Below are 25,566 nucleotides of genomic sequence, written 5' to 3'. Positions count from 1 at the left end.
CTCAATTGGGAGGGACGTATATCGTCTCTCCATTTTTTAATTCAATCAAACAAATAATGGAGGAATTTATAATGAACAATTCAATCGATAAAATCACTTTTAAAAATCTATTGGCAACAACTACACGTGAAAAGGAAGATAGTTATGTAGTGAATGAACTATTCAGCCGCTACACTTCTATCCAAGAACTGTTGGATGTAACGGAAGAAGAGCTATTGCAAATTAAAGGTATTGGAAATGTAAAAGCTAAACAAATCATTGCTGCACTACAGCTCGCTCGCATGAATCCATGTCCTGTTGAAGAGCGATTTACCATTCGCTCACCAGAAGATGCATATGATTACTTGAAGGATATGCAATACTTAAATCAAGAGCATTTTGTCGTGCTTGGTTTGAATACTAAAAACCAAATAATCTTTCGCGAAACAGTATTTGTTGGGTCATTAAATGCTAGCGTTGTCCACCCCCGGGAATGCTTTAATCACTTAGTTCGTCGTAGTTGTGCAAGTGCTATAGTCGCACATAATCATCCTAGTGGAGACGTTTCACCAAGCATGGAGGATATTAACGTTACAAAGCGTTTAGGTGAAGCTGGGAAAATGATGGGGATTGAGATTTTAGATCACTTAGTTATTGGTCATGAAAAATATGTGAGCTTAAAGGAAAAAGGATATCTATAAAACCAATATGAGAGTCAGTGATTTCTCTGACTCTCTTTTCAAAACGACTTAATGGGCTAACATTTGAGTTTATCGTCTATTTATGGCTCAGTACCCACACTTAGTAATGTAATAATGTTGATATGACAGCATTTCAGTTTTACTCAATTAATTAACAATTGTTGAGGATATGGACGGAAATACAGTTTACTTTGTATTAATCGGTCACAAGCCGAAATTGTAACATTGAAATGATAATTTTTTAGATTACCTCTAGTATATGTTGCATAGCAGGAGTATCATGTAACTGCTAAAACCCTTGGTATACATATCCTGAACTACGGTTGCATGCTATTACAATTTACATGCATCTCTATCGACCCCTTCGCATTCGGATCATCTACCTTAAACAATTCAAGCTCAACAACATTACTTGGCTTAAGTGACTGTGTTTGAAACATGATAGGTAGATAACATTTCACCATATTATCTAAGTCCTTCGATTGCACCGCTCCTGTGAAAGATAGTTTTACCGAACTCTCATTTGCTCTGGACATTTGGAATCCATCTTTACTTAAGGCCTGCCAAACGTAATGGGGATATAGCTCAAGATGAGGATAAAAAAACTCCTCATCACACCCATTTACCAAGGAGGGATTGGTCTTTGGTACTATATATGTACAAAGTTCTTGAAGCTTTACTACTGTCTTCTTGATTGTCAAATCGTTAATGGAAAGTGCAATTTTATCAGATGGACTACTTTTATTAGTTCTGGAACGAGAAGAATGCCTCTGCACCCTAATTTTCAAGTAATAAATATTGTCATCATCAGGGACTACCTCTTTATTAACTGCGTCTATGATTGCTTTAGCAGTTTCCACAATAGGGACTTCGGTCGATGGTCTTTGTGTTGTTACTGTAATCTCGACACCATATTTTCCTTTTTTAATTGGGAAATGAATACCCTGTTGTTTTGCCTGCGTGCGTAGAACCATAGATATCTTACTTTGAAAATCCATCATATTGATGTTTTGTAATCGATCATCTGATTTGGAACTTGCATGTGGTAATTCTTTAGGCTGATCGTGTATATAAATGTATGTATGTTGATCATGCTCTATTAATACATTTCTACCTTGCACGTTTGCATATATTTTCTGTAGTTTCATAATATCATCCATCTTCTCTTAGAATCTAGTTCTTGTCTAAATACTTTCTTACTCGACAAATACACGGGTCGTAATACACAACATTCCGCTGATCTAGGTTGTGGCGGGAGTAAAGGTTTATCACCAACATACACACCTTTTACAAATGATACATCAACAATAACTAAAAGAGACATTCCTATCATGGTCTCAATAGACCTAATAACTTGTTTTTCAGATCCTTTCATATTAAAGAAAAATGCTGGATCAACTTCAATCTTATTTGATACTTGATTAACCTTTATAGTATCAGGATTTACTCCACCGAAGTATTCAAGCCAACAATGCGCGTATAAATTCAGAAAGACCTTAAGCTTAAGGTAAGTCCAGTCTCGATTCGATGAAGCAGTATTCATAAGCATACGAGTTGTTACAGCATCTGATGGAATCATAATATAACCTTGATTTCTATCTTTTAATACACCTGTATGAAAAGGTATATCTTCACAACTTATATAAGTATTCGTATATGGATCATAATCGGGTGCTGTTAATAGCTTAGCCTGATACATCTGCTGATTATGTCGGTTAGTTCTCTTAATGAAGAAATGTGTCTCAAGCCAATCTATTATATGATTTAGCTCAACACGACTTAAGTTTAAATCCTGTTGTATTTGGGTCTTTGCTTTTTTTACCCTTTGGAATTTCCACTCATATGATTTACATAGATAGATGTATACCTTAAACGTTAGTAAATTAGGAAAGTCAGGGTAGATATCAGAAAAAATCTTCCTCTGCACAATAAACTGACCGTTTGTTGAAACATTAAATTGAGAAACACCCGATGAATGTGTAGCGTGCACCTTAAAGTTATTCAAGTTCATGTATATTTTCACTCCTTAAATTAAAATGTATTTGCAATTTTATTAAATTAAAATGTATTTGCATAAATTCTACATCAATGATATTATAGATGCAAGGAAATTCTTGCAAAGGAGGGACAATCATGCCAGCAATTTATATCGACTCTTATGACTTCCAGTATTTAAAAAAATGTAGTTTGGGTGAAAGACTCCGCTTCTTTAGACAACAGATGATACAGCATCATGGTTCTGATTACACCATTACATCATTAGGTTCTAGAATTGGTGTTACTCCGCAGTCAATTTCAGCGATTGAAAGAGGGGATTCAAAGAAACCATCTTTTCAGTTGGTTCATAATCTTACTCAAGAATATAGAGTTCCATTGGAATCTGTTACAGACGAATTCTATATAGGTAAAGAAACGTTATTTACTATTGGTATACCTGATGATCCAATAATCATAGATGATGAAGATTTCGAGTTTGAGGAAACAGAAGAAGAAAACGTAGTTATTGATGATGAAGATGAAAACTATTTCGACTTTGACGATACAAAAGGGATCTTACTATATCACTGCTTAAACAGAAATGAAATTGAACCTATTTACCACACTCACTTTAAGGAAGATATTTCTGATGATGAAATGAAGCATTTAATTTCAATGCTTTTACTTGAGACCACAAGTCTATCTAAAGAAAACTTTGAAGGTGCTAAAGCTGTTCATCCATTACAAGAAGCCCATCAGATCATCAATCGTTATAACAAGTTTCTGTCTGCTGATGAATTGTTAAATCTTCTTGTTAATAAGAAATCCAAATAATAGTGATAACACAGAGGAGGAGATAACAAATGCAAAATAACACAACGCACAGTATCATCGAAGAATTAGAAGCCGAGGAGCAAAAGAGGGATGCATTCTTAGATCAAATGGTTTCTGTTATTGAAAACACATTGTCTAAGCTTGCAGCAAAATCAAATGACGATAAGGATTACTAAATAATAAGGGGGAAATTACATGTTAACGGGTGTCATCTATGCACGTGTAAGTACAGAGGAACAAGCTTCAGAAGGATATAGTATTGAAGCACAAAAACAACTTCTTTATGCTTATGCCAAACAACGTAATATTCAAATCATCGACGAATATATCGATGAAGGGAGAAGTGGAAAGAGTATTGATGGTAGACCACAGATGCAGCGTCTATTGAAGGATTCAAAAAATGGAGAATTCCATGCTGTTATAACCTATAAACTTGATCGGTTAGCTCGTAAAACAAGAGATTCTCTCGAAATCGTTGAAACGCTAGAGCGTCACAACGTCCAGCTTATGAGTTACTCAGAAAGCATCGACACAACCACACCCGGGGGTAAGATGTTCTATACAGTCATGAGTTCTGTTGCTGAAATGGAGCGAGCAACAATAATAGACCGCGTGAAGATGGGGATGAATCAACGGGCTAACCAAGGAATGTGGAATGGTGGAATCGTACTTGGCTACAATGTAGTTAACAAAGAATTAAGTGTTAATGAAGATGAGGCTAAGATTGTAAAAGAAATATTTCTTTTAGCTAGTAAAGGTCATGGATATAAGAAAATTGCCTATGAGATGAACAAGCGTGAATATAAAACGAAAAAGAATAAGGATTTCTCAATCGCAACTATAAAAGGAATTCTAGAAAACCCAATTTACATAGGGAAAATCCGTTTTAATCAACACGAGAACTGGTCAGAAAAACGAAGAAAAGGAAAAAATAAAACGCCTTTAATTAAAGATGGCATACACGATCCAATAATTGAGATTGAGCTTTGGAATCAGGTACAGCAAAAATTAAAAACACGTTCCTTTCGTCCAGCTCTATCGACAAAACCATATTTCTTAGGTCGCTTGCTCCGATGTCCCGAATGTGGATATGGAATGACTGCTGCAAAAGCTAGAGGTAAAAATGGAAAACAATACAGACTCTATCAATGTGGTCAGTATAAAAATAAAGGTAGAACTGCTTGCCAAGCTCATACCATTAATGCGGATAAAGCTGAACAGTATGTCATTGATGAATTAAAGCGTGTTGTTACTCTTCCTTATTTCGTTGAGAAGTTAGTCGACAAAATGAATAATGAACGATTGAATGCTGAATCTCCATTATTAGAGGAGAAAAAACGGCTGGTTAATAACAAAAGGAAAACCGAAAAGCATTTGGATAATCTAGTGACATTACTCATGGATGATACGGACTTAAAGGATATCTATAGCAAAAAAATGCTCGAACAAAAAAACCAACTTACTACAATTGAAAATCGGATAGATAACGTAGAAAAAGAGCTGCAATCTATTAGCAAAGATCCCATTGATGCAGAAGCACTTACAAATCTACTTAAAAATATAGATACTCTACTGGATCAAGCAGATGCAACAGAAAAGAAAGAGCTACTCTCCCTTTTTGTGAAAGACATTCAAATTTCCAAGGAAAAGGTCTCACACAAAGAAGGAAGACAAATCAAATGCATCAACCTGATGTTTGATTTCACCATTGAATCATTACAGGGTAGTTCAAGTGTATTACTTAATGAAATGTCTAAATTAAACTGCATTGCACCGACCAATTTATCCTTCATGGACGAGCCATTTTCAAGGGAAGAAATGTACAGGGAAACCTTTTCTTCCCTTGATATTTTACCCTTATTTATGATACGGTTCCCCTCGCAAAATCCGAAACCCTCGATAAACCTGCTCCAACAAAATCAACCGCATTACCTGATGCGGAAACGTCATCTTAGAAAAAGACAGTGCCAAGTCACTCCGCTTCTGCACTTCTTCACTTATCCCTAGAGACCCACCAATCACAAACGCAACCTTACTTTTCCCATATGTAGCAAGCTCGTCCATTTTAGCCGAAAGCTGCTCTGAAGTTAACATTTTCCCATTGATCTCCAATGTAATCACATACGTATCCTGTGAAATAGCTGACAAAATTCGCTCGCCTTCCTTGCGCTTGACCTCATTTTCTTCCGCTTCGCTCATATTTTCTGGTGCCTTTTCATCGGCAACCTCAATAATATCAACCTTTGCATATGCCGTAAGCCGTTTTAAGTATTCTTGAATACCTTGCTTCAGGTACTTCTCCTTTAATTTTCCGACCGCTACGATTGTTATTTTCATTTACAAAATTCCGTCCTTCTCTTATCTTTTTGATGCTTTATAGTTTACCAAAAGGTGGGACTTTTACCTAATTTTAATCTCTGTCTCTATGTACTTCATCTCCTTAAATTAATACTAGAAATAGGCGATGACAACAAACAAGAAAAACATTTCATGAATTATTATAAATTTATTTAAAAAGCTATAGACATTTTAATTGATAATGATTATCATTATTAGCATAATGTTATGCATGCGTTTCCATACAACACACCTTGGGAGGTTATATAATGAAGCAGAAGTGGTATTCATTTTTATTAATATTATTATTTGCAATGATTGGGCTGGTTGGTTGTGGTACGGTCAGTGGCGATGATGACTCAGCTAAAAAAGAGAAGGGGACTACAAGTGGGGATACAGTTACTATTGAGCACGAAATGGGTGAAACGAAAGTACCTGTAAATCCTAAGAAAATTGTTGCGTTAGAATTTTCTTATGTTGATGCTTTAGCAGCGTTAGATATTTCGCCAATTGGAATTGCTGATGATAATGACAAAAGCAGAATTATTGCGCCAATTCTAGATAAAATCGATGATTATACATCTGTTGGTACGAGAAAACAACCTAGTATGGAGGTTATAAGCTCCCTTCAACCAGACTTAATTATTGCGGATGTTCAACGTCATAAGGATGTTTTTGACCAACTCTCTGACATTGCACCAACCATTGTTTTAAACTCGTTAGCGGCCGACTATGATCAAATTTTAAAGGACTTCCAAAAGATATCAAATGCGATTGGTAAAGAAAAAGAGGGGCAAGAAGTATTAGAAGCACATAAAAAGCGTATTGAGGAAATCAAGTCAGAGGTTCCAGCGGATGAAGATCGGGTTGTTCTCCCTGGTGTTGTAACACCGGATGGTTTCTTTGCACATAACATGGATTCCTATACAGGTTCATTACTTGAATCGATTGGTTTGAAAAATGCGATACAAGATGGTAGTGACCGCTATAATAAAATTAATCTGGAGCAAGTTGTCGAGTTTAATCCAGATGTTCTATTCTTAATGCAGGCTGGCGATGAAACTATTATCGATGAGTGGAAACAAAATCCGCTATGGGAAAATGTAAGTGCTGTACAAAATAATAGTTTATATACGGTTGATCGGAATACATGGTCCAGATTTCGTGGGTTAATTTCGTCAGAGGCAATTTTAGAGGAAGCTGTACAACAATTATACGGTAACTAAAAATAGGGCGAGAGAATCTATCTCGCTCTTTCTCTCTTTTTTAAAATCATGTATTTGTTTAATTGAAATTAGCAGAATGAGTTACCTACGTTTAGGCAAGAGGGGAATACAGGCATGGAGACAAAAAGTACAACGATGAGAATAAAAGTAATCCTGTTTATTGTAACAATGCTTTTATTGTTCCTAAGTATTTTGGCCAGTTTACGCGTTGGGGCTGCATCAATTGACTTTGGGACTATTTTTCAATCGTTTTTTTCTGACCAAACTATAAAAGATTTCTTAATCATTCAAGATTTACGGTTGCCACGTACATTGATCACTATCATCATTGGTGCTAGTCTTGCTATTGCTGGAGCCATCATGCAAGCAATTACATTAAATCAGCTTGCCTCTCCACAAATCTTTGGTGTTAACGCTGGGGCTTCATTAGTGGTTGTAGTGGGGACCATCATTCTACCAAGCATTTCATCGAGCGCTTTAGTATACTTTGCCTTTCTAGGCGCGGTTTTAGGTGGATCGATCGTATATTATATGGCTTCTACTGGTGGGGGAACATCGCCGATAAAACTAGCACTCGCTGGAATTACAGTCCATTTATTTTTGTCTGCCATTATCGAAGGTCTAATACTGTTTCATGAGGACTCAACAGAAAGTGTATTATTCTGGCTCGCCGGCGCGGTTGACGGTGCAAACTGGGGTGAAGTACAGGTTATATGGCCGTGGGCAATCACTGGGATTGTAATTGCAATATTGTTTGCACGACAGCTGACGATTCTTGGACTTGGAGATGACATGGCAAAAGGGCTCGGGCAGAACGTTGTCGTCACCCGCTCGTTATTCAGCTTACTTGTCGTGGTACTTGCTGGTGCATCGGTAGCAGTTGCTGGTCCGATTGGATTTGTTGGATTAATCATTCCACATATCGCCCGAAAATTAGTTGGGATCGACTATCGCGTTATCATCCCGTTTTCTGGCTTACTTGGGGCTTTACTTTTAGTTAGTGCTGATGTGTTATCAAGATTTATAGCATTTCCGTCTGAATCGCCAGTCGGGATTGTGACCGCATTAATTGGCGCACCCTATTTCTTATATTTAGCACGAAAAGGGGGTAAAAAGTCATGAGACGGCTATCTCCGAAAATTAAATTGGTACTGCTTATGTTACTCACTCTAGTTATCGCAATAGTAGCAGTTGGTGTTGGAGCGGTGTTTATTAGCCCTATTGATGTTATGCAATCAATGCTCGGAAAAGATGATGGTGGGACTGGGTTTATTATTATGACTTATCGTTTGCCACGAATTGTTATGGCTATTTTCGTTGGTGCTGGTCTTGGTGTTTCTGGTGCTATTTTACAAGGGATTATTCGTAATCCATTAGCTTCACCTGACGTAATTGGAATTACGAAAGGGGCAGGGCTTGCGGCAGCGATAGTTGTCTTGCTTTTCCCACAAGCTCCCGTTGTCATGTTGCCAATTGCTGCATTAGCAGGGGCAGCGATCATAACGGTTATTTTGTATCTTTTTGCATATAAAAAAGGTGTTAATCCATCGACATTAGCATTAGTCGGCATTGCCTTAGGGGCAATCTGTCACGCTGGAATCCAATTTTTAATGGTTAAATTTCCAATAGAGATCAACGCTGCACTTGTTTGGCTTACTGGTAGCATTTGGGGCAAGAGCTGGAATGATGTTTTATTACTGGCCCCATGGATTCTCCTATTAGTTCCAGTGAGCATTTTGTTAGCAAACAGATTGGATATTCTAAATTTAGGTGATGATGTTGCTGAAGGGCTTGGTGAGCCAGCGGAGCGTACTCGCGGTATTTTGCTAGCAGTGGCGGTCGCACTTGCTGGAGCATCTGTAGCAGTTGTCGGTTCTTTAGGATTCCTTGGTTTGATCGCTCCACATATTGCAAGACAGCTCGTTGGAAATAGACATCAATTGTTATTACCGACCGCTGCTGTAATGGGAATGCTATTGCTATTGCTTGCGGATGCATTAGGTCGGGGACTAGCACCACCTGCAGAAATACCAGCTGGGATATTTACAGCTGTTCTTGGCGCACCGTATTTCTTATTTTTACTTCGGAAATTGAAAGCGAAATAGCGAAATAATTGCACAAAAGGCTTGGAGACAGTTCCAAGCCTTCATTTATCTTCTCCATCCAATTCAAATAAGTGGTTAAGCATCCGTTCTTTGTTCTCAAAAAATTGTTTCATAATGGTGTAATGGCCGGTCTCTTCCAGTGATGTCTCGGCCATTCCATCAGCTGTGAGTTCAATAATTTTTGCAGCTGGGTATGTCATGAGAATTGGTGCGTGAGTGGAGATGATAAATTGTGCACCTTGATTAACTAAATCATGAATTCGGGTTAACATCGACATTTGCCTTAAAGGGGAGAGGGCCGCTTCTGGTTCGTCTAAAATGTAAATGCCATTTCCTTGAAACCTGTTAATAAAAGCAGCGAAGAAGGCTTCCCCGTGTGATTGCTCGTGGAGCGATCTTCCGCCAAACCCATCTATTACTGCTGCACCGCCTAAAGGCTCACTATCGATCTCTTCAATATAGGTTGCAACATTATAAAATGTCTCCGCTCGGAAAAAGAAGCTGTTTTCTGGTCGGTAAAATCCTCGTGCCACACGTAAATAGTGATCTAAAACGGAATGGGAATCATAGCTGGAAAAGTTAAAATTAAGTGTCCCACCCTCAGGATTAAAACCCAATGCAACAGCTATTCCTTCAAGCAAGGTAGACTTCCCCATACCATTTTCCCCAATAATGTAGGTCACATTCGGATGAAAAGCGATTTTCTCAAACTTTTTAATCGCCGGTAAATGAAATGGGAACGTATCATACGACGGTATAAGATCTCGTTTCAAATCAAGACTTTTAATATACTGGGTATCATAATTTAATTTCATTGTCAGTCATCACCTCATTACATCCATAATACTATCAATCCTGGCGTAATAATAGAGACAACTACCGCACTAACGACCATGGCAATTGTGCTGATCGCCCCGGAGAGATGGCTTTCTTCCATAATCGTTGCTGTACCAATCGCGTGTGATGCACAGCCCATTCCTACACCCCGACCAATGTAATGATCAATTTTAAAATAGTTCATGATGGTGGAACTAAGCAGCACACCGCCGATTCCCGCAATCATCACAAATACTGCCGCTAATGGAGTTGCACCACCTGCAGCGTCTGTAATAGCCATTGCAACTGGAGTCGTGACAGATTTTGGTGCTAGGGAATAGATAATCAATTGATCAAATCCTGCCCATTTTGCAAGCAATATCCCCGTCGACACTCCAACAAACGCACCGATAAATGTTCCACAAAAAACTGGGAAAAGCAACTGTTTAAGCACGTTTCGTTGCTGATATAGTGGATAGGCGAGCGCCACGACTGCTGGTCCAAGCAAATGGTTAACCCAATCCCCGCCAAGCATATACGTGTCATAAGGAATATGAAAGATTAGTAGAATACTAACAATGACAAACGTTGCGATGATAACAGGAACCGTAAATGTATAGTCATATTTTTCATGTATTTTTATGGAGAACAGATAAATAAGTAAGGTACCCGCAACTGCGGCGATACCGATAAGCACGTCAATCATGTTGTTTTAGTTCCTTTCTGCGTATCATCCACTGGCTGATAAGCCCAGATCCTCCCATAACGAGCACCGTACTAATGAGGACAATAATAATTAAAAGAAAGCCTTTCCCGGAAAACACATCAAAATAATTTAAAATTCCTACAGTGGCAGGGATGAAAAATAAGGTTAAATGTGCAACGAAAAATTTCGCACCTTTTTCAATCCATTTCATGTTTACTACGTTTGTCGAGAGGAGGATAAACAATAAAATGAGCCCAATTACACTCCCTGGTATAAACAGGTGAAGCGAATGCTGAATCCAGCTCCCGATTATATACAAACCATACAGAATGGCAATTTGAATGATAGTTTTACAGATTCTTAGCAATGGAAGACACTTCTTTCTTTTATAAATCTACAAAATTCTATGATAGAACTTCTTCAACGCAATGAAAAGTATTTAGCCTCCACCTAAATATTGTTTGCGCATTCTGATAAAGGGGAAACCTACTTATGAAAACGAACCATAAGGAGTGAACCCCACATGCAGCAAATACTATTTATACAAACAGGGACAGGCATTGATGTCCACGGTCAAAACGTAACAAAGGCTTCCACACGAGCAGTAGAGGATGCCATCCATTATAATTCCATGCCGGGTATTGAGAAAAATCTGCCTGATCAGCGGTTGGAGAATATGAAAGTGAATGTAAAGCTAGCCGTCCCGGTTGACCATGACAAGCTAGATAAGGAGAAAATTAAAGTGATTATCCCATACGGCACGGTTACAGTTGAGGTTATGAACGGTGGAATGGCAACGACTAGCGGCATCTTCCTCGAGGATAAACACGATAAAAATGATTTGATGTATATTGTAAATGCAGCTGTTGAGGTTGGGTATTGATTACCGACATAAAGCCTCTCCTTTCTAGTAAAAGGAGAGGCTTTATGGTGTAAATAGTTCCTGTACATACGTACTGGGTAATCCTAGTTTTTCAAGACAATTTGGCCGTATTCCAGTTGGTTTGAAATGACCTTCAAATTGCCCAGTATATAAACCCTTCTGTTCTTTGTAGACGAAAATATCCTGCAGAATGACTGCATCCCCGTCAACACCTAACACTTCCGTAATTCTGGTGATTTTTCGTGTACCATCCTTCATTCTTGTTTGCTGTACAATTAAATCAAGAGCACCTGCTAGTTGTTTACGAATTGCTCGAATCGATACGTCATGGTCTGCCGTTAGCACCATCGTTTCAAATTCAGCCAATAACTCCCTTGGTGAGTTAGCATGAACCGTTCCTAGACTTCCTATATAATCTGTGTTCATCGCTTGAAGCATTTCAAATGTCTCTGAACCACATACATCTCCGATAATAATCCGATCAGGCTGCATTCTAAGTAAATTCTGCACAAGGTCACGGATTGTAATCTCGCTATCTTCTTCTAAAGATTGAGATTCTAGACTCACGACATGATCCTGCGCCAATCTCAGTTCAGTAGCTTCCTCTATCGTTACAATGCGCTCCTTCTCAGGGATAAATGATGATAAAGCGTTCAATGTAGTTGTTTTACCGGAATCCGCTTCACCACTAATCAAAATAGTAAGTTTAGCTTCGACAGCTGCTTTTAAAAATGTAACCATATTTTCATTTAACGTTTCCATCCGTACCAAATCACTAACTGTAAATGGTATTCCTGCTAATTTCCGAATTGTTAAGGTAGGACCTTTTCGAGCAAGTGGGGGGATAACAGCATTGATATGTGATCCATCTGGTAATGTTGCATCCATTATAGGAATCGATTCATCCATTCGCAAACCAAGTGGTGCAAGGAATTGATTAATCACACGCAATACATGCGTATCATCGCGAAATTGTGCTGCCGTTTTTTCAAATTGTCCGTTAACGTTTATATAGACCGCTTTCGGTCCGTTCACCATTATTTCTTTAATAGTTGGATCTATCAGGAAAGTTAAGATTGGTCCATATTCTGTTAAGGTGTTTGATACATCATCTATTAATTGTTTCTTTTGTTCAAATGTTAAATAATTTCCTTCGTTTGCTAAAAATCTCTCGGCAAGCTTTTCAATCAACGAATCGATAGCTTCACCTTGTTGAACAGCTTGTTTTAATTCATTAACGATAAATGTATGCAGACGAACGCCAATCGGTGATAGTTTTTTTATCTGCTCCGGTTTATTTTCCCCCATTCCTGTTAACAAAGACAACACGCATTCCCCCTGAAAACTCCATCTTTATTCTTTATAAAGAACTATATTCTATTATAAATAGAACAATATGTTTTGAAAACAAGCAAAACAGGTCGTTTGATCTGTATAAAGAACAATTTGCTTCAATTATTGCTCTTTATCTTGGTTTTTCTTTTTATTTTAACGAACGATAAATTCATTATAACGAAACTGGTAACCCAAAGAGAAAGACCGTGCCAATTTGACACGGTCTTTCTAACTTGCTCCATAATTCCGTCTTAAATCTGTCGTGATTCGATATACCCCATGAATACCTGTATGTTCTTCTATATAATCTTCCGGTTGTACGATAGATTTCTTATACAATTTAAAGCTCTTCACCGAAACTTCTAGTACATTACACAAATCTTCGACAGGGTACTTGTCTGAAAGCTGATCAATAGCTTCAAATCGTTCTTTTACCCTCCCTTTTGTAAGATTTGTAAGTACTTTTTTAATGCATCTACCTCTAATCTAAGCGCATTCACTTCTTCACTAATAGAGGCTGAATAGCTGTCCTTATACGTTGGTCCAATCGACCGTTCAAAGGCAGACTTTCCATTCTTTTTATATTTTTTAATCCATACATATACATTATCCCTGTGGCGAATACCCATATCATCAACTACCGATTGTACCGATTCATCGTTTTCCAACACTCGCCTGATTGCTTCTAATTTAACTTGTTTGCTATACCGTTGATTTTTCCCCCGCTTTGTCATGAATGGTTCCCCCTTAATTTTGCTTATAATCGCCCCAATAATAAACCAACTATACAATAGTCCCCATTACACAAACATTACAAAAAAACAAAAAAACCCTTCCTGCAAGGGTTTTTCGAAATTAGCTATTTTTATCTTCTCTCAGCTTTCCTAATTAGTGATAGTAATTTTTCAGAATAGTGATCATCACCAGGGTTGTATTTAATTATTATTTTCAAAGCCTCCATTGCTTGTTCATCACTTGGATTGCCGGCTAGAATGTCTTCGCAACTATTGATAATATTATCTTCAATCGATGTTCGCAATTCGATTATCCAATCATCATAAAATGAAGGAAACAGCGTGTCTGGCAATGCATGAAGATAATCTAATATGTCCTTTACCTTCTCAGGTTCTTTCACGAAAGACCTTATCTCATCTATTAAATCTGTTACATCGATTTTAACATGGGCCTTCATTTCAATTGAATCACGTTTTATCGATACATAGTTTCCTATACTTTCACCCGTGTGCCTTTCTATAATTCCCTTAATATGATTTAAGGCTACTCGTAAATGATTCCGTGCCTTATCCATATCATAGTCGGGCCAGAATATATCAACTAACTTTTCCCGTGTTACACTTTTGTGTAAAGCAATATAGGTCATCAGCTGTTTTGCTTTTCGTTGATTCCATTTGCCTTCAACCTTCTGACCATTAATCATTACCTGGAAACGATCCACAATATTCAGCTTTATAACATGTTGTGAATCATTTTGTTCAATACCAGAGTCAAAGATTGCGCGCAATTTTTCATTTAACGGTTTTGAGTATGTATTGCTGTATGGCGATTCAGGCTGGATTGCGTTTATTTTTTTCATAAACTGCCTAAATAGCCTCATAAATGTTTCCGGCTGATCTATCATAATCAGATTTGAAGCATCAGGAACAATTAAAAACCGTACATCTGGCATATAGCCCATGTTGACCATTTGCATCTGTGGCGGGTATAAAATGTCATGTTCGCCAGTCAGCATCATCATCGGTGTTTCTATTTGTTGAATACGATCGAAAGCATAATTTAAAACCGTATTGCTAACCAATTCGAAGTAATCCGAATAAACAGAAACCGTAGTTCGGCCATACATAGCATGCAAGTAATCGATTTTCTCCTTTGTAGCCGGATAAACTAAATTTTGGCTCAGTAATCCCGCAATTTCTTCCATCGTACTATTTCTTAATTGAAGTCTTTTGGCTGACTCTTCTTTTCCAAACTCTTTTGGCACAAAGATTGGAGTTGAAATCAATATCAGCGATTGCAAGTACCCCTTTAAATGAAGTGCAGCTTCAATTCCAAGATTTCCACCACCGGCATGTCCGATAAAATGGGCTTTTGTAATAGAAAGCTTTTGTAATAGTATTTCAAATTGATCAAGCAGTACTCCCCAGGAAATCGAAATATCGTTAATCTGATTACTTTTTCCATGACATGGCAAATCATATCGTAGTACATGATATTGCGATTGTAGTAGTGGCAAAATTTCATCCCATATTGTCATATCCAACCCTATTCCATGTACCAATATGACGGTCTCTGCGTTTTCATTTTGACATTTAATATATTCGTAGTTGATATAATCAAGAGTTGTTTTGTCAGTCATCGTATAATTTTACCTCCGCCACTACTTTTATCCTATTATTATATCGACAATTTACGAAACTTTTCAACTAGTTACAGTAACATATGGTAAAAATATACAAAAAAGAAACCGGTTCTCACCGATTTCCTCGCTAATTGTTTTTTAAAAGCTGTTTTTAAAAGTTTGTTGTTAGGTCCTATTTAATAGTTGGTATAAATCCGAAATAAGTGTTGCATTAATTTAGCATTTTTTTATTGCTTTTTGCTCTGCAGCGCTAACGCACTCCGGAGTATCACCGATGCCCCTCATCCCCCCAGGAGTCTACATGTATACGGGCTGCTTGTAATGTTTTTATTTCTTATATTTGAAAAGGGATTATAAAGCAAGCACAACACCAGTGGAGGAAATACACAGAGACTCCTGTGGGAAAGCGAAGACGATGAGACCCCGCAGTGAGTGGGTTTCTCACCAGGAGGCTCAGCACGAGCCCACGGAAAGCGATGTGTATTTCCGGAACGGCAGTCTGACCACCAGTTCAATCTATGTCGCATTTTCTAGAAATAGCTACAATCTATACGAAAAAGAGCAATCTTAAAATTCATGTTTTGCCAGTACAGTGGCTATTTCATCTTCAATATTCGTTATTGCAGAAGATGACCCAAGATAGTTGTTAACCATGATGGAAAAGATCAACTCTTTACCATCTTTTGATGTGACATACCCTGATAATGTCGAAACTCCTGTTAATGATCCCGTTTTAGCTTTCACATTTCCCTTTGTTGGCTCTTCCGTCATGCGATATCGTAGTGTACCTCCGACGAAACGTTCAGACATACCCGCAACAGGTAGAGCGTTTTTCAAATCAGGGAACCAGCTTTTATCCTGTACGGCATAAAGCAATTGTGAGAGTTCATTTGCTGGAATCATATTTTTGTGTGACATACCCGATCCGTCACGCAGCCTGAGTGTTTCACTGTTAAGTCCTATATTAGATAAAACCTCCTCAACTACTTCTAGTCCTTTATCCCAGCTTCCTTCATCGTACTTAATCCTTCCCATCTCTTTTACAAGTATTTCCGCATGTCCGTTATTGCTCAATTTCATAAATGGAATAAAAAGATCTCTTAAAGGCATTGACTTTCTTAATGTCAAAACCGTCGCATCTTTCGGTGTAACACCCATTTCTGTTCCTGCGTTCCCGACGAGTTTAATGCCATTTTCCTCAAGTGATTTTTTAAATACATCGAGTGCATATCCTGTTGGCTCCCATATAGAAACCCACGACCTTGATCTCGAACCATCTACAGGAATCGTGCCTTCAATGACAATATTATTTGAGCCATGCTCCCGTTCAATAGAAATATCTTTTTCCTTATCAGCTTCTACTGTTTTTGCTTTGTTTATAATCTTCACGTAATCCGTCTCTGGGGTAAGTTTTACTTGAGCTTTTTCACCAGCCTTTGTGGCGGGAGTCACCGCTACGATAACGGTTCCAGCATCATAGTCTTCATTTGGTGATAGTGTAAGTGCAGAAACCTGTGCACCAGTATAAAAAGGTTCATCAGACCAATTCAGGTCTTGGGATAAACGAACATCGTCATACCAGCTGTCATCGGCAATTAAGTTACCTTTAATATTTTTGATGCCTTTTGCCTTCAAATCCTGTGCAAACTGATCCAGGTCCTCTTTCATTAAGGTAGGATCACCTTTTCCTTTCAAATATACATTTCCATGAAGGGTCTTACCTTTGATACTCCCGTTTGTCAAAACTTCTGTTGTAAATGTGTAATCCGGACCGAGCGTTTCCAATGCTGAGGCACCTGTTAGTAATTTCATATTGGATGCGGGGTGTAATCGTGTATCACCAAAGCTTTCAAAAAGGATTTCACCCGTTTCGGCGCTCCGGATACTTACTCCGGTTGTCGTTCCTTCTAGATGCTCATTTTGTAGTATCTTGTTGATCTTGTCGTCTAAATGTATAGACTCAGCTGATGCAACTTGTGTGGTTTCTCCAGATGCTGTAAAAGGTGATGTTTTCTCCCCATTGGTAAATGGTAATAGCACCACTACAGCAATAAGGAAGAAAATGGAGATATGTTTTACATAACCTTTCATAACATGTTCACATCCTTAATGAAATAAATTTTCTACAGTAAATTATAAGCGTATGTATATGAAGTTATACTTTAAACATGTAGGCGATATAATTATGATATTATTTTAAATAATAGCATTAGTTAGATAATTAAACAATTAGGTAGCAACAAATTGAGTACTTAAGCCTACAGGTGTTTTTTGCTTATATTATTATCTCAAAGTGGTACGATTTGAAAATTTATTACCTTTTATCGACTGAATTTTGTGATATGATTAGCTAAACTAGATTAGCAGATGGGGGAATGACCATGTTTGTACATGAGATTGATGAAGATATTGCATTGAAATTATTAGATGAAAAAGATGCGGAAACATTATTTTATATAACAGATAACTCTAGGAGCTATTTGCGCGAATGGCTATCATGGGTAGATCATACAAAAACTGTTGATGACTCAAAGGGTTTTATCCATCACACGTTACAAATGTATGTGGAAAGAAAAGGAATTACTACTGGTATCCTTTATAAAGGGGACCTTGTTGGAACTGCAGGGTTTAACACGCTTGATTGGTCCAACAAAATGGCTACGATTGGTTACTGGATGGATAAGGGCTTTCAAGGTCAGGGAATTATGACGAGAGTTGTCCATGCGTTAACTGATTATGCATTTCAGGAATTAAAGCTGAACCGAGTAGAAATACGTGCTGCCTATGAAAACAGGAAAAGCAGAGCGATTCCAGAACGTCTTGGCTATACGCAAGAAGGGCAAATCAGACAGGCTGAATGGCTTTATGATCATTATGTTGATCACGTTGTTTATGGGATGCTCGCAAATGAGTGGGTACAAAAATAGTTTTTTAGTTTGAAAGGAATCGGTACATATGAAATTTTATATTGCCTCAAGTTTTGCAAATAAACAAGCTGTACATTATATAAGCCAGAAGCTTATGTTGAAAGGGTACACACAGACTTATGACTGGACGAAAAATCAGCGGGCAACTACAAATGCACAGCTGCATGCAATAGGAACGTTAGAAAAACAGGCCGTCGCTGATTGTGATGTGTTCCTGTTACTACTTCCGGCTGGCAAAGGGAGTCATGTAGAATTAGGTATAGCGCTGGGGTTAGGGAAGAGAGTGCATATCTATTCATCTGAACAAATAGATCCCGCTAATGCCTCAACATTTTATTATCTCGATGGGGTAGAACGTTTTTTTGGTGAGGTTGATGATTTTATAAAAAAAATTGGATTAACATAATTTTGGAGGTTCTGTTATGTTTATTGTTAATGTCGAAGGGGCAATTTTTAAAGATGATAAATGGCTTATTGGTAAACGTAGTGAACAAGAAGAGCATGCAGGTGGTGAACTTTCTCTTATTGGTGGCAAGGTAGAAGTTGAAGGTTTCTCATCAGATATTTTGGAAAGGACGGTCCTAAGAGAAATCCAAGAAGAAGTAGGCTTAGTCATTCAGAAAAGACCGCAATATGTTTATAGTACATCTTTCGTTACCGATGCTGGTCAACACGTTGTAAATGTTGTTTTTCTATGTGCATTCGAATCAGGAAAGGCTATTGCAAAAAGTCCTGATGAGATGGCTGCTATTTTTTGGATGACAACCGATGAAATTTTGAATAATCCTAAGGCTCCAGATTATTTGAAGGATAGTATTCGAAGGGCTGAGGGAATAGTAGTTCAAAAGATAAGGAATTGAGAGCTCTTTCTCAATTCTTTTTTTCATACGCCGTTATGCCGCTCAACAATTCCAGCATTTCTTTGATTCCATCTTTTTTCCTCTTAAGCGTCCGTTCCTCAATGAGAATTTGTTGTTGCTTCTCGACCATCTTTTCCGTTATTTCCGCTAACAATTCACTTGATCCACATCCATTATTCCGCTTGATTTCAAAAACTAAATGAATCTCCTTAAGTGACAATCCTAATTTTTGCATTTCTTTTATAGCATGAAAGTCCTGTATATCTTTTTCAGTATATATTCGTCTGTTATTTTGCCAATCAGGTTGAATCATTCCTACTTCTTCATAGTGACGCACCGTATCCTTCGTTGACTTTACCTCTTTAATGAATTCCCCAATTTTCATTAACTTTTCTCTCCCGTTAAATAACTATTTACATGGGGTCAACCCCACTATGTACGATAGATTTACAAACTAACTTAAAGGTGTGTTGTATATGATTCATAGTTACTTAATAATTTTATATTGTGTTATCAGTATAACAGGTGGTTTGATTTATTTCCTCAAAAATTCTCCAAATATGCAGTTCGGTAAATTGATTTCTTTACTAATTTTTATAAGTAGTCATACTTATTTTATGGTATTAGGTATTTTGCATGTATTTATAAATGTACATCTAATTTGGGTTTCTTTTGCGATTGTACTTGTATTCATTTCCCGTATTTCCAATGGGCTAGTTCTGTTTGGAAAAAATAATTGGAAGCACTATATTGTAACTGGTGCATTAATGGGAACTATTCTTGTTCTACATTTATATAATTATTAACAAATACTGTCCCAAAATCGTGATTCGAATGATATACTGTTTAAAATTATAGTTTGGGAAGGGTTGATGTTATGGATTATTCTATTCGCAACATGGTAGAGCAAGACATCCACCACGTGCAACACGTAGCAAAGACCAGCTGGAATCACACATATGAAGGTATTATTCCGCACGAGGTTCAAAGTAACTTCTTACAAGCTGCTTATAATGATGAGAGAATGAAGCTGCGTTTAGAGCATTCGCACTTATTCGTAGCTGAAGCAGGCGATGAAATTGTTGGATTTGCAAATTTTTCTCCCGTCAATGAGGAAGGTGAAACGGAATTAGGTGCAATTTATTTGTACCCAGCATATCAAGGGAACGGAATAGGTACTGCGTTATTGCAAAAAGGTATAAACGATTTAAAAGATGTAAAAGAGGTTTTTATCAATGTAGAGCGCGATAATATGATTGGCAAAAATTTTTATGAGGCAAAAGGTTTTGAAATTGTCTCTGAATTTAATGATGATTTCGATGGTCATATGCTGCGAACTATTCGGATGGTTTTAAAGGTATAAAAGGCTCGCTGCTTAGCGAGCCTTTTCATTTTGTAGAACATATTTGTACATTCATTTCCCGGGAAATATCGACAAAATTCTACTGGCTTCACTTATCTACTGTTTCATATAGTTCATCAAAGTGATTTACCATTTCAAAATCTAAATCCGTTAAACCTTTAGCCTGCCAAGACGAAATCTTAAGCGTAACAACCTTATAATCAATTGATATAAAAGGATGGTGCTGCTTTTCCTCTGCATATGAAGCGATTTGATCCACAAAGCGCACACCAGCTAGGAAATTCTTAAAGCGATATTTCCGTTCAATCCATTTTTCATCAAGCCTTTTCCAGTTAGGTAATTTCTCAAGCTCTTGGTTTATTTGCTCCTCAGTTAAGCGTTCCATCTATTTGCCTCCTTTTAAATTAGTCTGTTCCGTATCATGCTGCTGTCTTTAGTTTATCAAATTTCCCGCTAAAGCTCCTTAATAAACGCATCTGTACACCCAAATCATTATTATTCACAGGTTATCCACAGAATTTTGTGTATAACTGTGTGGAAAAGTCCAATACCGTTGTGAATATGTTGTGGGTGGGACATGGGGTCAGACCCCATGTCCCAGTAATTCGTTATCGCATTTGTACTTTGTGAAGATGTGCGAATAGGCCGTCACGTTTCAATAAATCTTCGTGATTCCCTTCTTCTTCTATACCATTTTTCGTTACAACCATAATCCGATCAGCATTTTTTATTGTTGCTAGTCGGTGGGCAATAATAAGGGTTGTCCGGTTTTTAGCCAATTCTGTTAATGCCTTTTGAATGATCATCTCTGTTTCTGTATCCAGCGCCGATGTCGCTTCGTCCAAAATCAAGATTGGCGGATTCTTTAAAAACATTCGTGCAATGGCTATACGCTGCTTTTGACCACCGGAAAGCTTCAATCCGCGTTCACCGATTTGTGTTTCGTAGCCATCTGGAAGTTCTGCAATAAATGCTTCCATATGTGCACGTCTTGCTGCTTGCTCAATTTCTTCATTGGTTGCATCGAGTTTTCCATATGCAATATTTTCACGTAACGTACCCGTAAATAGAAACACATCCTGTTGAACGATTCCGATTTGATGTCGCAGTGATTCCTTTGTCATGTCACGGACATCCATACCATCTATAAAAATACCGCCACTGTCCACGTCATAGAAACGGGGAATAAGTGAACAAATTGTTGTTTTCCCGGCACCAGATGGTCCAACAAATGCCACAGTTTCCCCGGCACGGATATTTAAGTTGAGCGCTTTTAATACTGGTCCTTGTGTTTTTTCATACCCAAATGTAACTTTATCAAAATTAATATCACCTTTTAAAGAATCCACTTTTACTGCATCTTTACGGTTAACAACCTCGGGAGCTACGTCAAGCAATTCTGTGAATCTTTTAAATCCAGCCATACCTTTTGGATACAATTCTAATAAAGCACTTATCTTTTCAATAGGCTTAAATAAAACATTGGTAAACAATACAAATGCCACTAAATCTCCCATCTGCATCTTATCATTAAACGTTAACCATGATCCGACAACAAGAACGATTAATACGATCAAGCGCATCAACATATAGATGTTGGAATGAACGAATGCCATCACTTTATACGCACTTACTTTTGCTTTACGGAAGCTATAATTGTCTTTTGTAAAACGTTGCATTTCATGTTTTTCATTTGTAAATGATTGTACAACGCGTACACCTGAAACCGCATCCTCAACACGAGCATTTACTTCCGCGATATCACGATACATGGTACGCCAAGCTTTATTCATTTTTATATTACTATATGAAATTAACCAAATTAAAATTGGAACAACACATAAAATAATCAATGCTAGTGTTGGACTATAAACAAACATGATCCAAAATGAACCTACAAATGTCATGATTGCAATAAAAAAGTCTTCCGGTCCATGGTGGGCAAGTTCACCAATATCGAATAAATCATTTGTTATTCGACTCATAATATGACCCGTTTTTGTATTATCAAAAAAGCGAAATGACTGCTTTTGTACATGATTGAATAACTGCTGTCGCATATCTGTCTCAATATTAACCCCAAGCTTATGACCCCAGTACGTAACAATGTACTGCAAATAGGTACTGAGTAGATAAACGAGCAAAAGCCCAATACTTACAAGAACGATTAAGTCCCAATTCCTTCCTGGTAAAAGCTCATCTATAAATTTTTGAACAGCCACTGGAAAAGCTAGCTCTAATAGAGCAACAATTACTGCGCAGCTGAAATCAATAATAAATAACCGCCGATGCGGGGTGTAGTAGGAGAAAAAACGTCGTATCACGTGTTGCACTTCCTTTTCTAATCTATATGGAAATTATAAGTGTTAATTGGCTTATTAGCAATAAGAAGGCTCTGTTTTACTTATTCATAAGTCGAGATTTTCACCCTATCCTTTAGTATGTCCAATCATCTTATCTAGTAGTTCATTCATGGACAAATTTCTGCTATATATAAAAGCAAGCTGTCCTGGATTTGTGAGGACAGCCTTTTTTATGTGTTTCGCAAATTGCTTGTCAAGGTTGTCTATGTACGTGCATATATATTTACCAATCAGCCGTTATTGCTAAACGGAAATTATTGTTGGAGGTGTGACTTAATGAAAAAATTACCGATGACAAATTGGATTTGTTATGCTGTCGGTTATGTTTTCATAATAACTGGCATATTGAAATTATTAGTTGATGATTTTAAAGTAGTTTTTAGTAATCTGGGGCTACCATATTCAGAATCGGTCCTATTTCTTGTAGCTGTAACCGAAATCGTTTGTGGTGCACTAATCATCAGTCAAATGTATTTAAAACGAGCAACGGCTGCACTTATTTTTATTATGTTAGCAGCTATTTTTCTTACTAAGATTCCAATCCTAACAACGAACCAAGGCTTTCTTTCATTTGCTTTTGAAGCGAGGTTGGATATCGTTATGCTTATCTTATTGGTTGTGCTTTGGCAGCACGCGCCGGGAAAGACGTTTAAGTAGAGAATCAGAAGGGGGGGTTGCCGTTTTCACGACGATGTTTCTGCTCTCCCGCTGATATGTTTCCGCTCTCCTGCCGATATTCCCACTCTCCTACCGATATTCCCGCTCTCCTGCCGATATTCCCACTCTCTTGCCGATATTCCTGCCCTCCTGCCGATATTCTGCTCTCCTGCCGATGTTCCTGCCCTCCTGCCGATATTCCTGCTCTCCTGCCGATATTCCCGCCCTCCTGCCGATATTCCCGCTCTCCTGCCGATATTCCCACTCTCCTGCCGATATTCCCGCTCTCCTGCCGATATTCCCGCTCTCCTGCCGATGTTCCTGCCCTCCTGCCGATGTTCCTGCCCTCCTGCCGATATTCCCGCTCTCCTGCCGATATTCCTGCTCTCCTGCTGATGTTCCTGCCCTCCTGCCGATATTCCTGCTCTCCTGCCGATATTCCCACTCTCCTGCCGATATTCCCACTCTCCTGCCGATATTCCCGCTCTCCTGCCGATATTTACTTATATATAAACTAACAGGTAAGTAACAGGTTATCCCCAAAGTTATCCACATATGCACAAATGTTCGCGACTATTTTGTTGTAGAACATTTATTCTCTACTATATATAGAGATTATCTACAGGTTTTCCACAAGCTGGGGATAACTTCTGCAAGACTTGATGTGAACACGTTTATCGACAGTATTTTTCGGAATAATCAACCGTTTCATTATTGTTTATCAGCTGATATCAACCCTTTATCAACCAATGATCTACACCAATACACTAAACACCACTAAAAAACTGCTCCCATTTAGAAGCAGTTTTAATTGTTATCGTTGTTGACCAAGTTTTATTTTTGTTGTCTGTTGTTTTCCATCTCGATAGAAGGTTATTTCGACAACGTCACCAATTTCTTTTTCATGGTAAAGAATTTTTCTAAGATCAATCATATTAAGGACTTCCTCACCATCAAGATGGGTAATGACATCCAGTCGTTCAAGTCCCGCTTTGTCCGCTGGAGACAGCGACTCAACACTCCAAATATATACTCCACCTTCAACTTCATTTGGAAGGTTTAACGTTTTTTCCCATTCTGTTTGTGGAACTTCATCAAGGGAGTAAATCTCTACACCTAAATACGGACGGATAATCTTACCTGTTTCTTCAAGTTCTTGAATAATGGGACGTGCTGTATCAATTGGAATGGCAAATCCTATACCTTCTACAGCTGTTTGATTGATTTTCATCGAGTTAATTCCGACAAGCTGTCCCTCAACGTTAATAAGGGCACCACCACTGTTACCTGGGTTAATAGCTGCATCGGTTTGAATTACCTCAGCCTGCCAATCTGCACGTCCATCCTGGTTAAAATCTTGAGGAATCGTGCGTTGTTTCCCACTAATGACCCCTTGCGTAACTGAACCAGAAAACCGCATACCTAGTGGATTTCCAATCGCAATAGCTGGTTCACCGACCTTCACATTTTCCGATGATCCCATTTGAATCGTTTTATCAACATGTTTAGCGTCCATCCGTAATACAGCTAAATCGGAAAACAAATCGCTTCCAAGTATCTCTGCCTGCACATGAGTTTCATCAGAAAATACCACTTCGACTGAATCGGCTCCCTCTACGACATGATGATTTGTTACAACATAGGCATACTTATCATCTTTTTTATAAATAACACCTGATCCCGTACCTGCTTGGCTTTCTTGTTGCTGCCAAAAATCAGACTGTCGTTGAATATTCGTAACTCCTACTACGGCCGCACTTACTTTTTCCACCGCTTCCGTTACTTGTGTAGATACATCAACATTTACATAGTTCTCCTGAGAGTCACCGTCCTGTGGTCCTTGTGAGCTCTCTTGCCCTTGTTCTAATTGTCCTGTCCATGTTTCTGGAAGTATGTTTGTTTCTAACAAGGAAGGCAACGCCACAAGAACAACGAGAACGCCAATAATAACACCAATTGACACAGGGAATAGCCACCGCCGCTTTTGTTTCTTATTAGGGCTTGGTGGTGGATTATGATTATCGTAATAGTCCATTCATTCATCCCCTTCATTTTATTCTCTGATATAGTATGACTTTCTAACATCAAAATATGCTAAAATACAATTCTAATGCTGCCTC

The 25,566-nt window shown here is 38.1% G+C and carries 28 protein-coding genes and 1 pseudogene; 14 read left to right on the top strand and 15 right to left on the bottom strand.

Features of this window, described 5'->3' with window-relative positions:
• Window positions 1-71: 71 nt before the first annotated feature.
• On the top strand, window positions 72-680 hold the full coding sequence (gene radC / locus CS937_RS13630; protein WP_245835754.1) for a RadC family protein: 609 nt from the start codon (window positions 72-74) through the stop codon (window positions 678-680).
• 317 nt (window positions 681-997) lie between these two features.
• Here the strand turns inward: radC and CS937_RS13625 are convergent, their stop codons facing one another.
• Entirely contained in the window at window positions 998-1,828 is an 831-nt protein-coding gene (locus CS937_RS13625; protein WP_099159031.1) for a hypothetical protein, read from the bottom strand.
• Window positions 1,825-2,691: a hypothetical protein gene (locus CS937_RS13620; RefSeq protein WP_099159030.1), complete on the bottom strand. Its 867-nt coding sequence runs from the start codon at window positions 2,689-2,691 to the stop codon at window positions 1,825-1,827. Before CS937_RS13620 ends, CS937_RS13625 begins: the two co-directional genes overlap by 4 nt.
• 122 nt (window positions 2,692-2,813) lie before the next feature.
• Here CS937_RS13620 and CS937_RS13615 point away from each other — a divergent pair, with 122 nt between their 5' ends.
• The 3 genes and pseudogenes from CS937_RS13615 to CS937_RS19730 all read left to right on the top strand — a co-directional run.
• Window positions 2,814-3,491 (top strand): helix-turn-helix domain-containing protein, encoded by a 678-nt coding sequence (locus tag CS937_RS13615; protein ID WP_099159029.1) that lies wholly within the window; start codon window positions 2,814-2,816, stop codon window positions 3,489-3,491.
• A gap of 29 nt (window positions 3,492-3,520) precedes the next feature.
• Window positions 3,521-3,667: a hypothetical protein gene (locus tag CS937_RS19510; RefSeq protein ID WP_176555837.1), complete on the top strand. Its 147-nt coding sequence runs from the start codon at window positions 3,521-3,523 to the stop codon at window positions 3,665-3,667.
• A gap of 19 nt (window positions 3,668-3,686) precedes the next feature.
• A pseudogene (locus CS937_RS19730) lies at window positions 3,687-4,721 on the top strand (recombinase family protein); the annotation flags it as partial.
• 627 nt (window positions 4,722-5,348) lie between these two features.
• Here CS937_RS19730 and rlmH read toward each other — a convergent pair.
• Window positions 5,349-5,828, bottom strand: coding sequence for a 23S rRNA (pseudouridine(1915)-N(3))-methyltransferase RlmH (rlmH, locus tag CS937_RS19725; protein WP_099159027.1), 480 nt, complete (start codon window positions 5,826-5,828; stop codon window positions 5,349-5,351).
• Window positions 5,829-6,097: 269 nt separating this feature from the next.
• Between rlmH and CS937_RS13600 the strand changes: the two genes are divergently transcribed.
• From CS937_RS13600 to CS937_RS13590, 3 genes are all read left to right on the top strand, one after another.
• Window positions 6,098-7,054, top strand: coding sequence for an ABC transporter substrate-binding protein (locus CS937_RS13600; protein ID WP_245835753.1), 957 nt, complete (start codon window positions 6,098-6,100; stop codon window positions 7,052-7,054).
• Window positions 7,055-7,168: 114 nt separating this feature from the next.
• Window positions 7,169-8,176 (top strand): FecCD family ABC transporter permease, encoded by a 1,008-nt coding sequence (locus CS937_RS13595; RefSeq protein ID WP_099159026.1) that lies wholly within the window; start codon window positions 7,169-7,171, stop codon window positions 8,174-8,176.
• Window positions 8,173-9,159: a FecCD family ABC transporter permease gene (locus tag CS937_RS13590; protein ID WP_099159025.1), complete on the top strand. Its 987-nt coding sequence runs from the start codon at window positions 8,173-8,175 to the stop codon at window positions 9,157-9,159. The genes CS937_RS13595 and CS937_RS13590 overlap by 4 nt, the downstream gene beginning before the upstream one ends.
• A 41-nt stretch (window positions 9,160-9,200) precedes the next feature.
• On the opposite strand, the gene CS937_RS13585 is transcribed toward CS937_RS13590, so the two are convergent.
• From CS937_RS13585 to CS937_RS13575, 3 genes are read right to left on the bottom strand one after another with little or no spacing between them, the layout of a single operon-like run.
• Window positions 9,201-9,974 (bottom strand): AAA family ATPase, encoded by a 774-nt coding sequence (locus CS937_RS13585; RefSeq protein WP_099159024.1) that lies wholly within the window; start codon window positions 9,972-9,974, stop codon window positions 9,201-9,203.
• A 17-nt stretch (window positions 9,975-9,991) separates the two neighbouring features.
• Window positions 9,992-10,681: an LrgB family protein gene (locus CS937_RS13580; RefSeq protein ID WP_099159023.1), complete on the bottom strand. Its 690-nt coding sequence runs from the start codon at window positions 10,679-10,681 to the stop codon at window positions 9,992-9,994.
• A complete protein-coding gene (locus CS937_RS13575; RefSeq protein WP_342748219.1) occupies window positions 10,674-11,048 on the bottom strand; it encodes a CidA/LrgA family protein in 375 nt (124 codons plus the stop codon). Before CS937_RS13575 ends, CS937_RS13580 begins: the two co-directional genes overlap by 8 nt.
• Window positions 11,049-11,204: 156 nt before the next feature.
• On the opposite strand from CS937_RS13575, the gene CS937_RS13570 reads away from it, so the two are divergent.
• The gene (locus CS937_RS13570; protein ID WP_099159022.1) at window positions 11,205-11,564 is read left to right on the top strand and encodes a Lin0512 family protein; all 360 of its coding nucleotides are present in this window, start codon (window positions 11,205-11,207) and stop codon (window positions 11,562-11,564) included.
• Window positions 11,565-11,606: 42 nt separating this feature from the next.
• On the opposite strand, the gene CS937_RS13565 is transcribed toward CS937_RS13570, so the two are convergent.
• The 4 genes from CS937_RS13565 to dacB form a co-directional block, all read right to left on the bottom strand.
• On the bottom strand, window positions 11,607-12,890 hold the full coding sequence (locus CS937_RS13565) for a TadA family conjugal transfer-associated ATPase (RefSeq protein ID WP_245835752.1): 1,284 nt from the start codon (window positions 12,888-12,890) through the stop codon (window positions 11,607-11,609).
• 440 nt (window positions 12,891-13,330) lie between these two features.
• Window positions 13,331-13,633, bottom strand: a complete 303-nt coding sequence (locus tag CS937_RS13560; protein ID WP_099159021.1) for a transposase — start codon at window positions 13,631-13,633, stop codon at window positions 13,331-13,333.
• 131 nt (window positions 13,634-13,764) lie between these two features.
• The gene (locus CS937_RS13555; RefSeq protein ID WP_099159020.1) at window positions 13,765-15,273 is read right to left on the bottom strand and encodes an alpha/beta hydrolase; all 1,509 of its coding nucleotides are present in this window, start codon (window positions 15,271-15,273) and stop codon (window positions 13,765-13,767) included.
• Window positions 15,274-15,843: 570 nt separating this feature from the next.
• A complete protein-coding gene (gene dacB, locus CS937_RS13550; protein ID WP_099159019.1) occupies window positions 15,844-17,367 on the bottom strand; it encodes a D-alanyl-D-alanine carboxypeptidase/D-alanyl-D-alanine endopeptidase in 1,524 nt (507 codons plus the stop codon).
• Window positions 17,368-17,657: 290 nt separating this feature from the next.
• On the opposite strand from dacB, the gene CS937_RS13545 reads away from it, so the two are divergent.
• The 3 genes from CS937_RS13545 to CS937_RS13535 are packed head-to-tail and all read left to right on the top strand — an operon-like array spanning window position 17,658 to window position 19,063.
• Window positions 17,658-18,203: a GNAT family N-acetyltransferase gene (locus tag CS937_RS13545; RefSeq protein ID WP_099159018.1), complete on the top strand. Its 546-nt coding sequence runs from the start codon at window positions 17,658-17,660 to the stop codon at window positions 18,201-18,203.
• 28 nt (window positions 18,204-18,231) lie between these two features.
• A complete protein-coding gene (locus tag CS937_RS13540) occupies window positions 18,232-18,609 on the top strand; it encodes a group-specific protein (protein WP_099159017.1) in 378 nt (125 codons plus the stop codon).
• Between the two features lie 16 nt (window positions 18,610-18,625).
• Window positions 18,626-19,063, top strand: a complete 438-nt coding sequence (locus CS937_RS13535; protein ID WP_099159016.1) for an NUDIX domain-containing protein — start codon at window positions 18,626-18,628, stop codon at window positions 19,061-19,063.
• Between the two features lie 10 nt (window positions 19,064-19,073).
• On the opposite strand, the gene CS937_RS13530 is transcribed toward CS937_RS13535, so the two are convergent.
• Window positions 19,074-19,448 carry a MerR family transcriptional regulator gene (locus CS937_RS13530; protein ID WP_099159015.1) on the bottom strand — a complete coding sequence of 125 codons (375 nt, stop codon included), beginning with the start codon at window positions 19,446-19,448 and terminating at the stop codon, window positions 19,074-19,076.
• Window positions 19,449-19,539: 91 nt separating this feature from the next.
• Between CS937_RS13530 and CS937_RS13525 the strand changes: the two genes are divergently transcribed.
• Together CS937_RS13525 and CS937_RS13520 are read left to right on the top strand one after the other, a co-directional pair.
• On the top strand, window positions 19,540-19,869 hold the full coding sequence (locus CS937_RS13525) for a hypothetical protein (RefSeq protein ID WP_099159014.1): 330 nt from the start codon (window positions 19,540-19,542) through the stop codon (window positions 19,867-19,869).
• A gap of 71 nt (window positions 19,870-19,940) precedes the next feature.
• Window positions 19,941-20,426 carry a GNAT family N-acetyltransferase gene (locus CS937_RS13520; protein ID WP_099159013.1) on the top strand — a complete coding sequence of 162 codons (486 nt, stop codon included), beginning with the start codon at window positions 19,941-19,943 and terminating at the stop codon, window positions 20,424-20,426.
• An 88-nt stretch (window positions 20,427-20,514) separates the two neighbouring features.
• Here the strand turns inward: CS937_RS13520 and CS937_RS13515 are convergent, their stop codons facing one another.
• Both CS937_RS13515 and CS937_RS13510 read right to left on the bottom strand, forming a co-directional pair.
• The gene (locus CS937_RS13515) at window positions 20,515-20,811 is read right to left on the bottom strand and encodes a 4a-hydroxytetrahydrobiopterin dehydratase (protein WP_099159012.1); all 297 of its coding nucleotides are present in this window, start codon (window positions 20,809-20,811) and stop codon (window positions 20,515-20,517) included.
• A 223-nt stretch (window positions 20,812-21,034) separates the two neighbouring features.
• Entirely contained in the window at window positions 21,035-22,750 is a 1,716-nt protein-coding gene (locus CS937_RS13510) for an ABC transporter ATP-binding protein (protein ID WP_099159011.1), read from the bottom strand.
• 315 nt (window positions 22,751-23,065) lie between these two features.
• Between CS937_RS13510 and CS937_RS13505 the strand changes: the two genes are divergently transcribed.
• The gene (locus CS937_RS13505; protein ID WP_099159010.1) at window positions 23,066-23,446 is read left to right on the top strand and encodes a DoxX family protein; all 381 of its coding nucleotides are present in this window, start codon (window positions 23,066-23,068) and stop codon (window positions 23,444-23,446) included.
• 90 nt (window positions 23,447-23,536) lie between these two features.
• Here CS937_RS13505 and CS937_RS13500 read toward each other — a convergent pair whose 3' ends face one another.
• On the bottom strand, window positions 23,537-23,989 hold the full coding sequence (locus CS937_RS13500) for a hypothetical protein (RefSeq protein ID WP_176555836.1): 453 nt from the start codon (window positions 23,987-23,989) through the stop codon (window positions 23,537-23,539).
• Window positions 23,990-24,260: 271 nt separating this feature from the next.
• Window positions 24,261-25,481, bottom strand: a complete 1,221-nt coding sequence (locus CS937_RS13495) for a S1C family serine protease (RefSeq protein ID WP_099159008.1) — start codon at window positions 25,479-25,481, stop codon at window positions 24,261-24,263.
• Between the last annotated feature and the right edge of the window lie 85 nt (window positions 25,482-25,566).

The organism is Virgibacillus ndiopensis (genome assembly GCF_900187325.1).
Classification (GTDB): domain Bacteria; phylum Bacillota; class Bacilli; order Bacillales; family Amphibacillaceae; genus Virgibacillus_E; species Virgibacillus_E ndiopensis.
Note: the sequence above shows the minus strand (reverse complement) of the source record. Positions and strands in the feature narration are given on the sequence as shown.

Bases quoted from the DNA above. Each gene is read 5' to 3' on its own strand.
- CS937_RS13515 (WP_099159012.1), bottom strand. From the start codon at position 20,811: ATGGAACGCTTAACTGAGGAGCAAATAAACCAAGAGCTTGAGAAATTA.
- CS937_RS13545 (WP_099159018.1), top strand. From the start codon at position 17,658: ATGTTTGTACATGAGATTGATGAAGATATTGCATTGAAATTATTAGAT.
- CS937_RS13495 (WP_099159008.1), bottom strand. From the start codon at position 25,481: ATGGACTATTACGATAATCATAATCCACCACCAAGCCCTAATAAGAAA.
- CS937_RS13525 (WP_099159014.1), top strand. From the start codon at position 19,540: ATGATTCATAGTTACTTAATAATTTTATATTGTGTTATCAGTATAACA.
- radC (WP_245835754.1), top strand. From the start codon at position 72: ATGAACAATTCAATCGATAAAATCACTTTTAAAAATCTATTGGCAACA.
- CS937_RS13520 (WP_099159013.1), top strand. From the start codon at position 19,941: ATGGATTATTCTATTCGCAACATGGTAGAGCAAGACATCCACCACGTG.
- dacB (WP_099159019.1), bottom strand. From the start codon at position 17,367: ATGAAAGGTTATGTAAAACATATCTCCATTTTCTTCCTTATTGCTGTA.
- CS937_RS13540 (WP_099159017.1), top strand. From the start codon at position 18,232: ATGAAATTTTATATTGCCTCAAGTTTTGCAAATAAACAAGCTGTACAT.
- rlmH (WP_099159027.1), bottom strand. From the start codon at position 5,828: ATGAAAATAACAATCGTAGCGGTCGGAAAATTAAAGGAGAAGTACCTG.
- CS937_RS13620 (WP_099159030.1), bottom strand. From the start codon at position 2,691: ATGAACTTGAATAACTTTAAGGTGCACGCTACACATTCATCGGGTGTT.
- CS937_RS13595 (WP_099159026.1), top strand. From the start codon at position 7,169: ATGGAGACAAAAAGTACAACGATGAGAATAAAAGTAATCCTGTTTATT.
- CS937_RS13615 (WP_099159029.1), top strand. From the start codon at position 2,814: ATGCCAGCAATTTATATCGACTCTTATGACTTCCAGTATTTAAAAAAA.
- CS937_RS13570 (WP_099159022.1), top strand. From the start codon at position 11,205: ATGCAGCAAATACTATTTATACAAACAGGGACAGGCATTGATGTCCAC.
- CS937_RS13590 (WP_099159025.1), top strand. From the start codon at position 8,173: ATGAGACGGCTATCTCCGAAAATTAAATTGGTACTGCTTATGTTACTC.
- CS937_RS13580 (WP_099159023.1), bottom strand. From the start codon at position 10,681: ATGATTGACGTGCTTATCGGTATCGCCGCAGTTGCGGGTACCTTACTT.
- CS937_RS13555 (WP_099159020.1), bottom strand. From the start codon at position 15,273: ATGACTGACAAAACAACTCTTGATTATATCAACTACGAATATATTAAA.
- CS937_RS19510 (WP_176555837.1), top strand. From the start codon at position 3,521: ATGCAAAATAACACAACGCACAGTATCATCGAAGAATTAGAAGCCGAG.
- CS937_RS13625 (WP_099159031.1), bottom strand. From the start codon at position 1,828: ATGAAACTACAGAAAATATATGCAAACGTGCAAGGTAGAAATGTATTA.
- CS937_RS13600 (WP_245835753.1), top strand. From the start codon at position 6,098: ATGAAGCAGAAGTGGTATTCATTTTTATTAATATTATTATTTGCAATG.
- CS937_RS13530 (WP_099159015.1), bottom strand. From the start codon at position 19,448: ATGAAAATTGGGGAATTCATTAAAGAGGTAAAGTCAACGAAGGATACG.
- CS937_RS13560 (WP_099159021.1), bottom strand. From the start codon at position 13,633: ATGACAAAGCGGGGGAAAAATCAACGGTATAGCAAACAAGTTAAATTA.
- CS937_RS13505 (WP_099159010.1), top strand. From the start codon at position 23,066: ATGAAAAAATTACCGATGACAAATTGGATTTGTTATGCTGTCGGTTAT.
- CS937_RS13535 (WP_099159016.1), top strand. From the start codon at position 18,626: ATGTTTATTGTTAATGTCGAAGGGGCAATTTTTAAAGATGATAAATGG.
- CS937_RS13585 (WP_099159024.1), bottom strand. From the start codon at position 9,974: ATGAAATTAAATTATGATACCCAGTATATTAAAAGTCTTGATTTGAAA.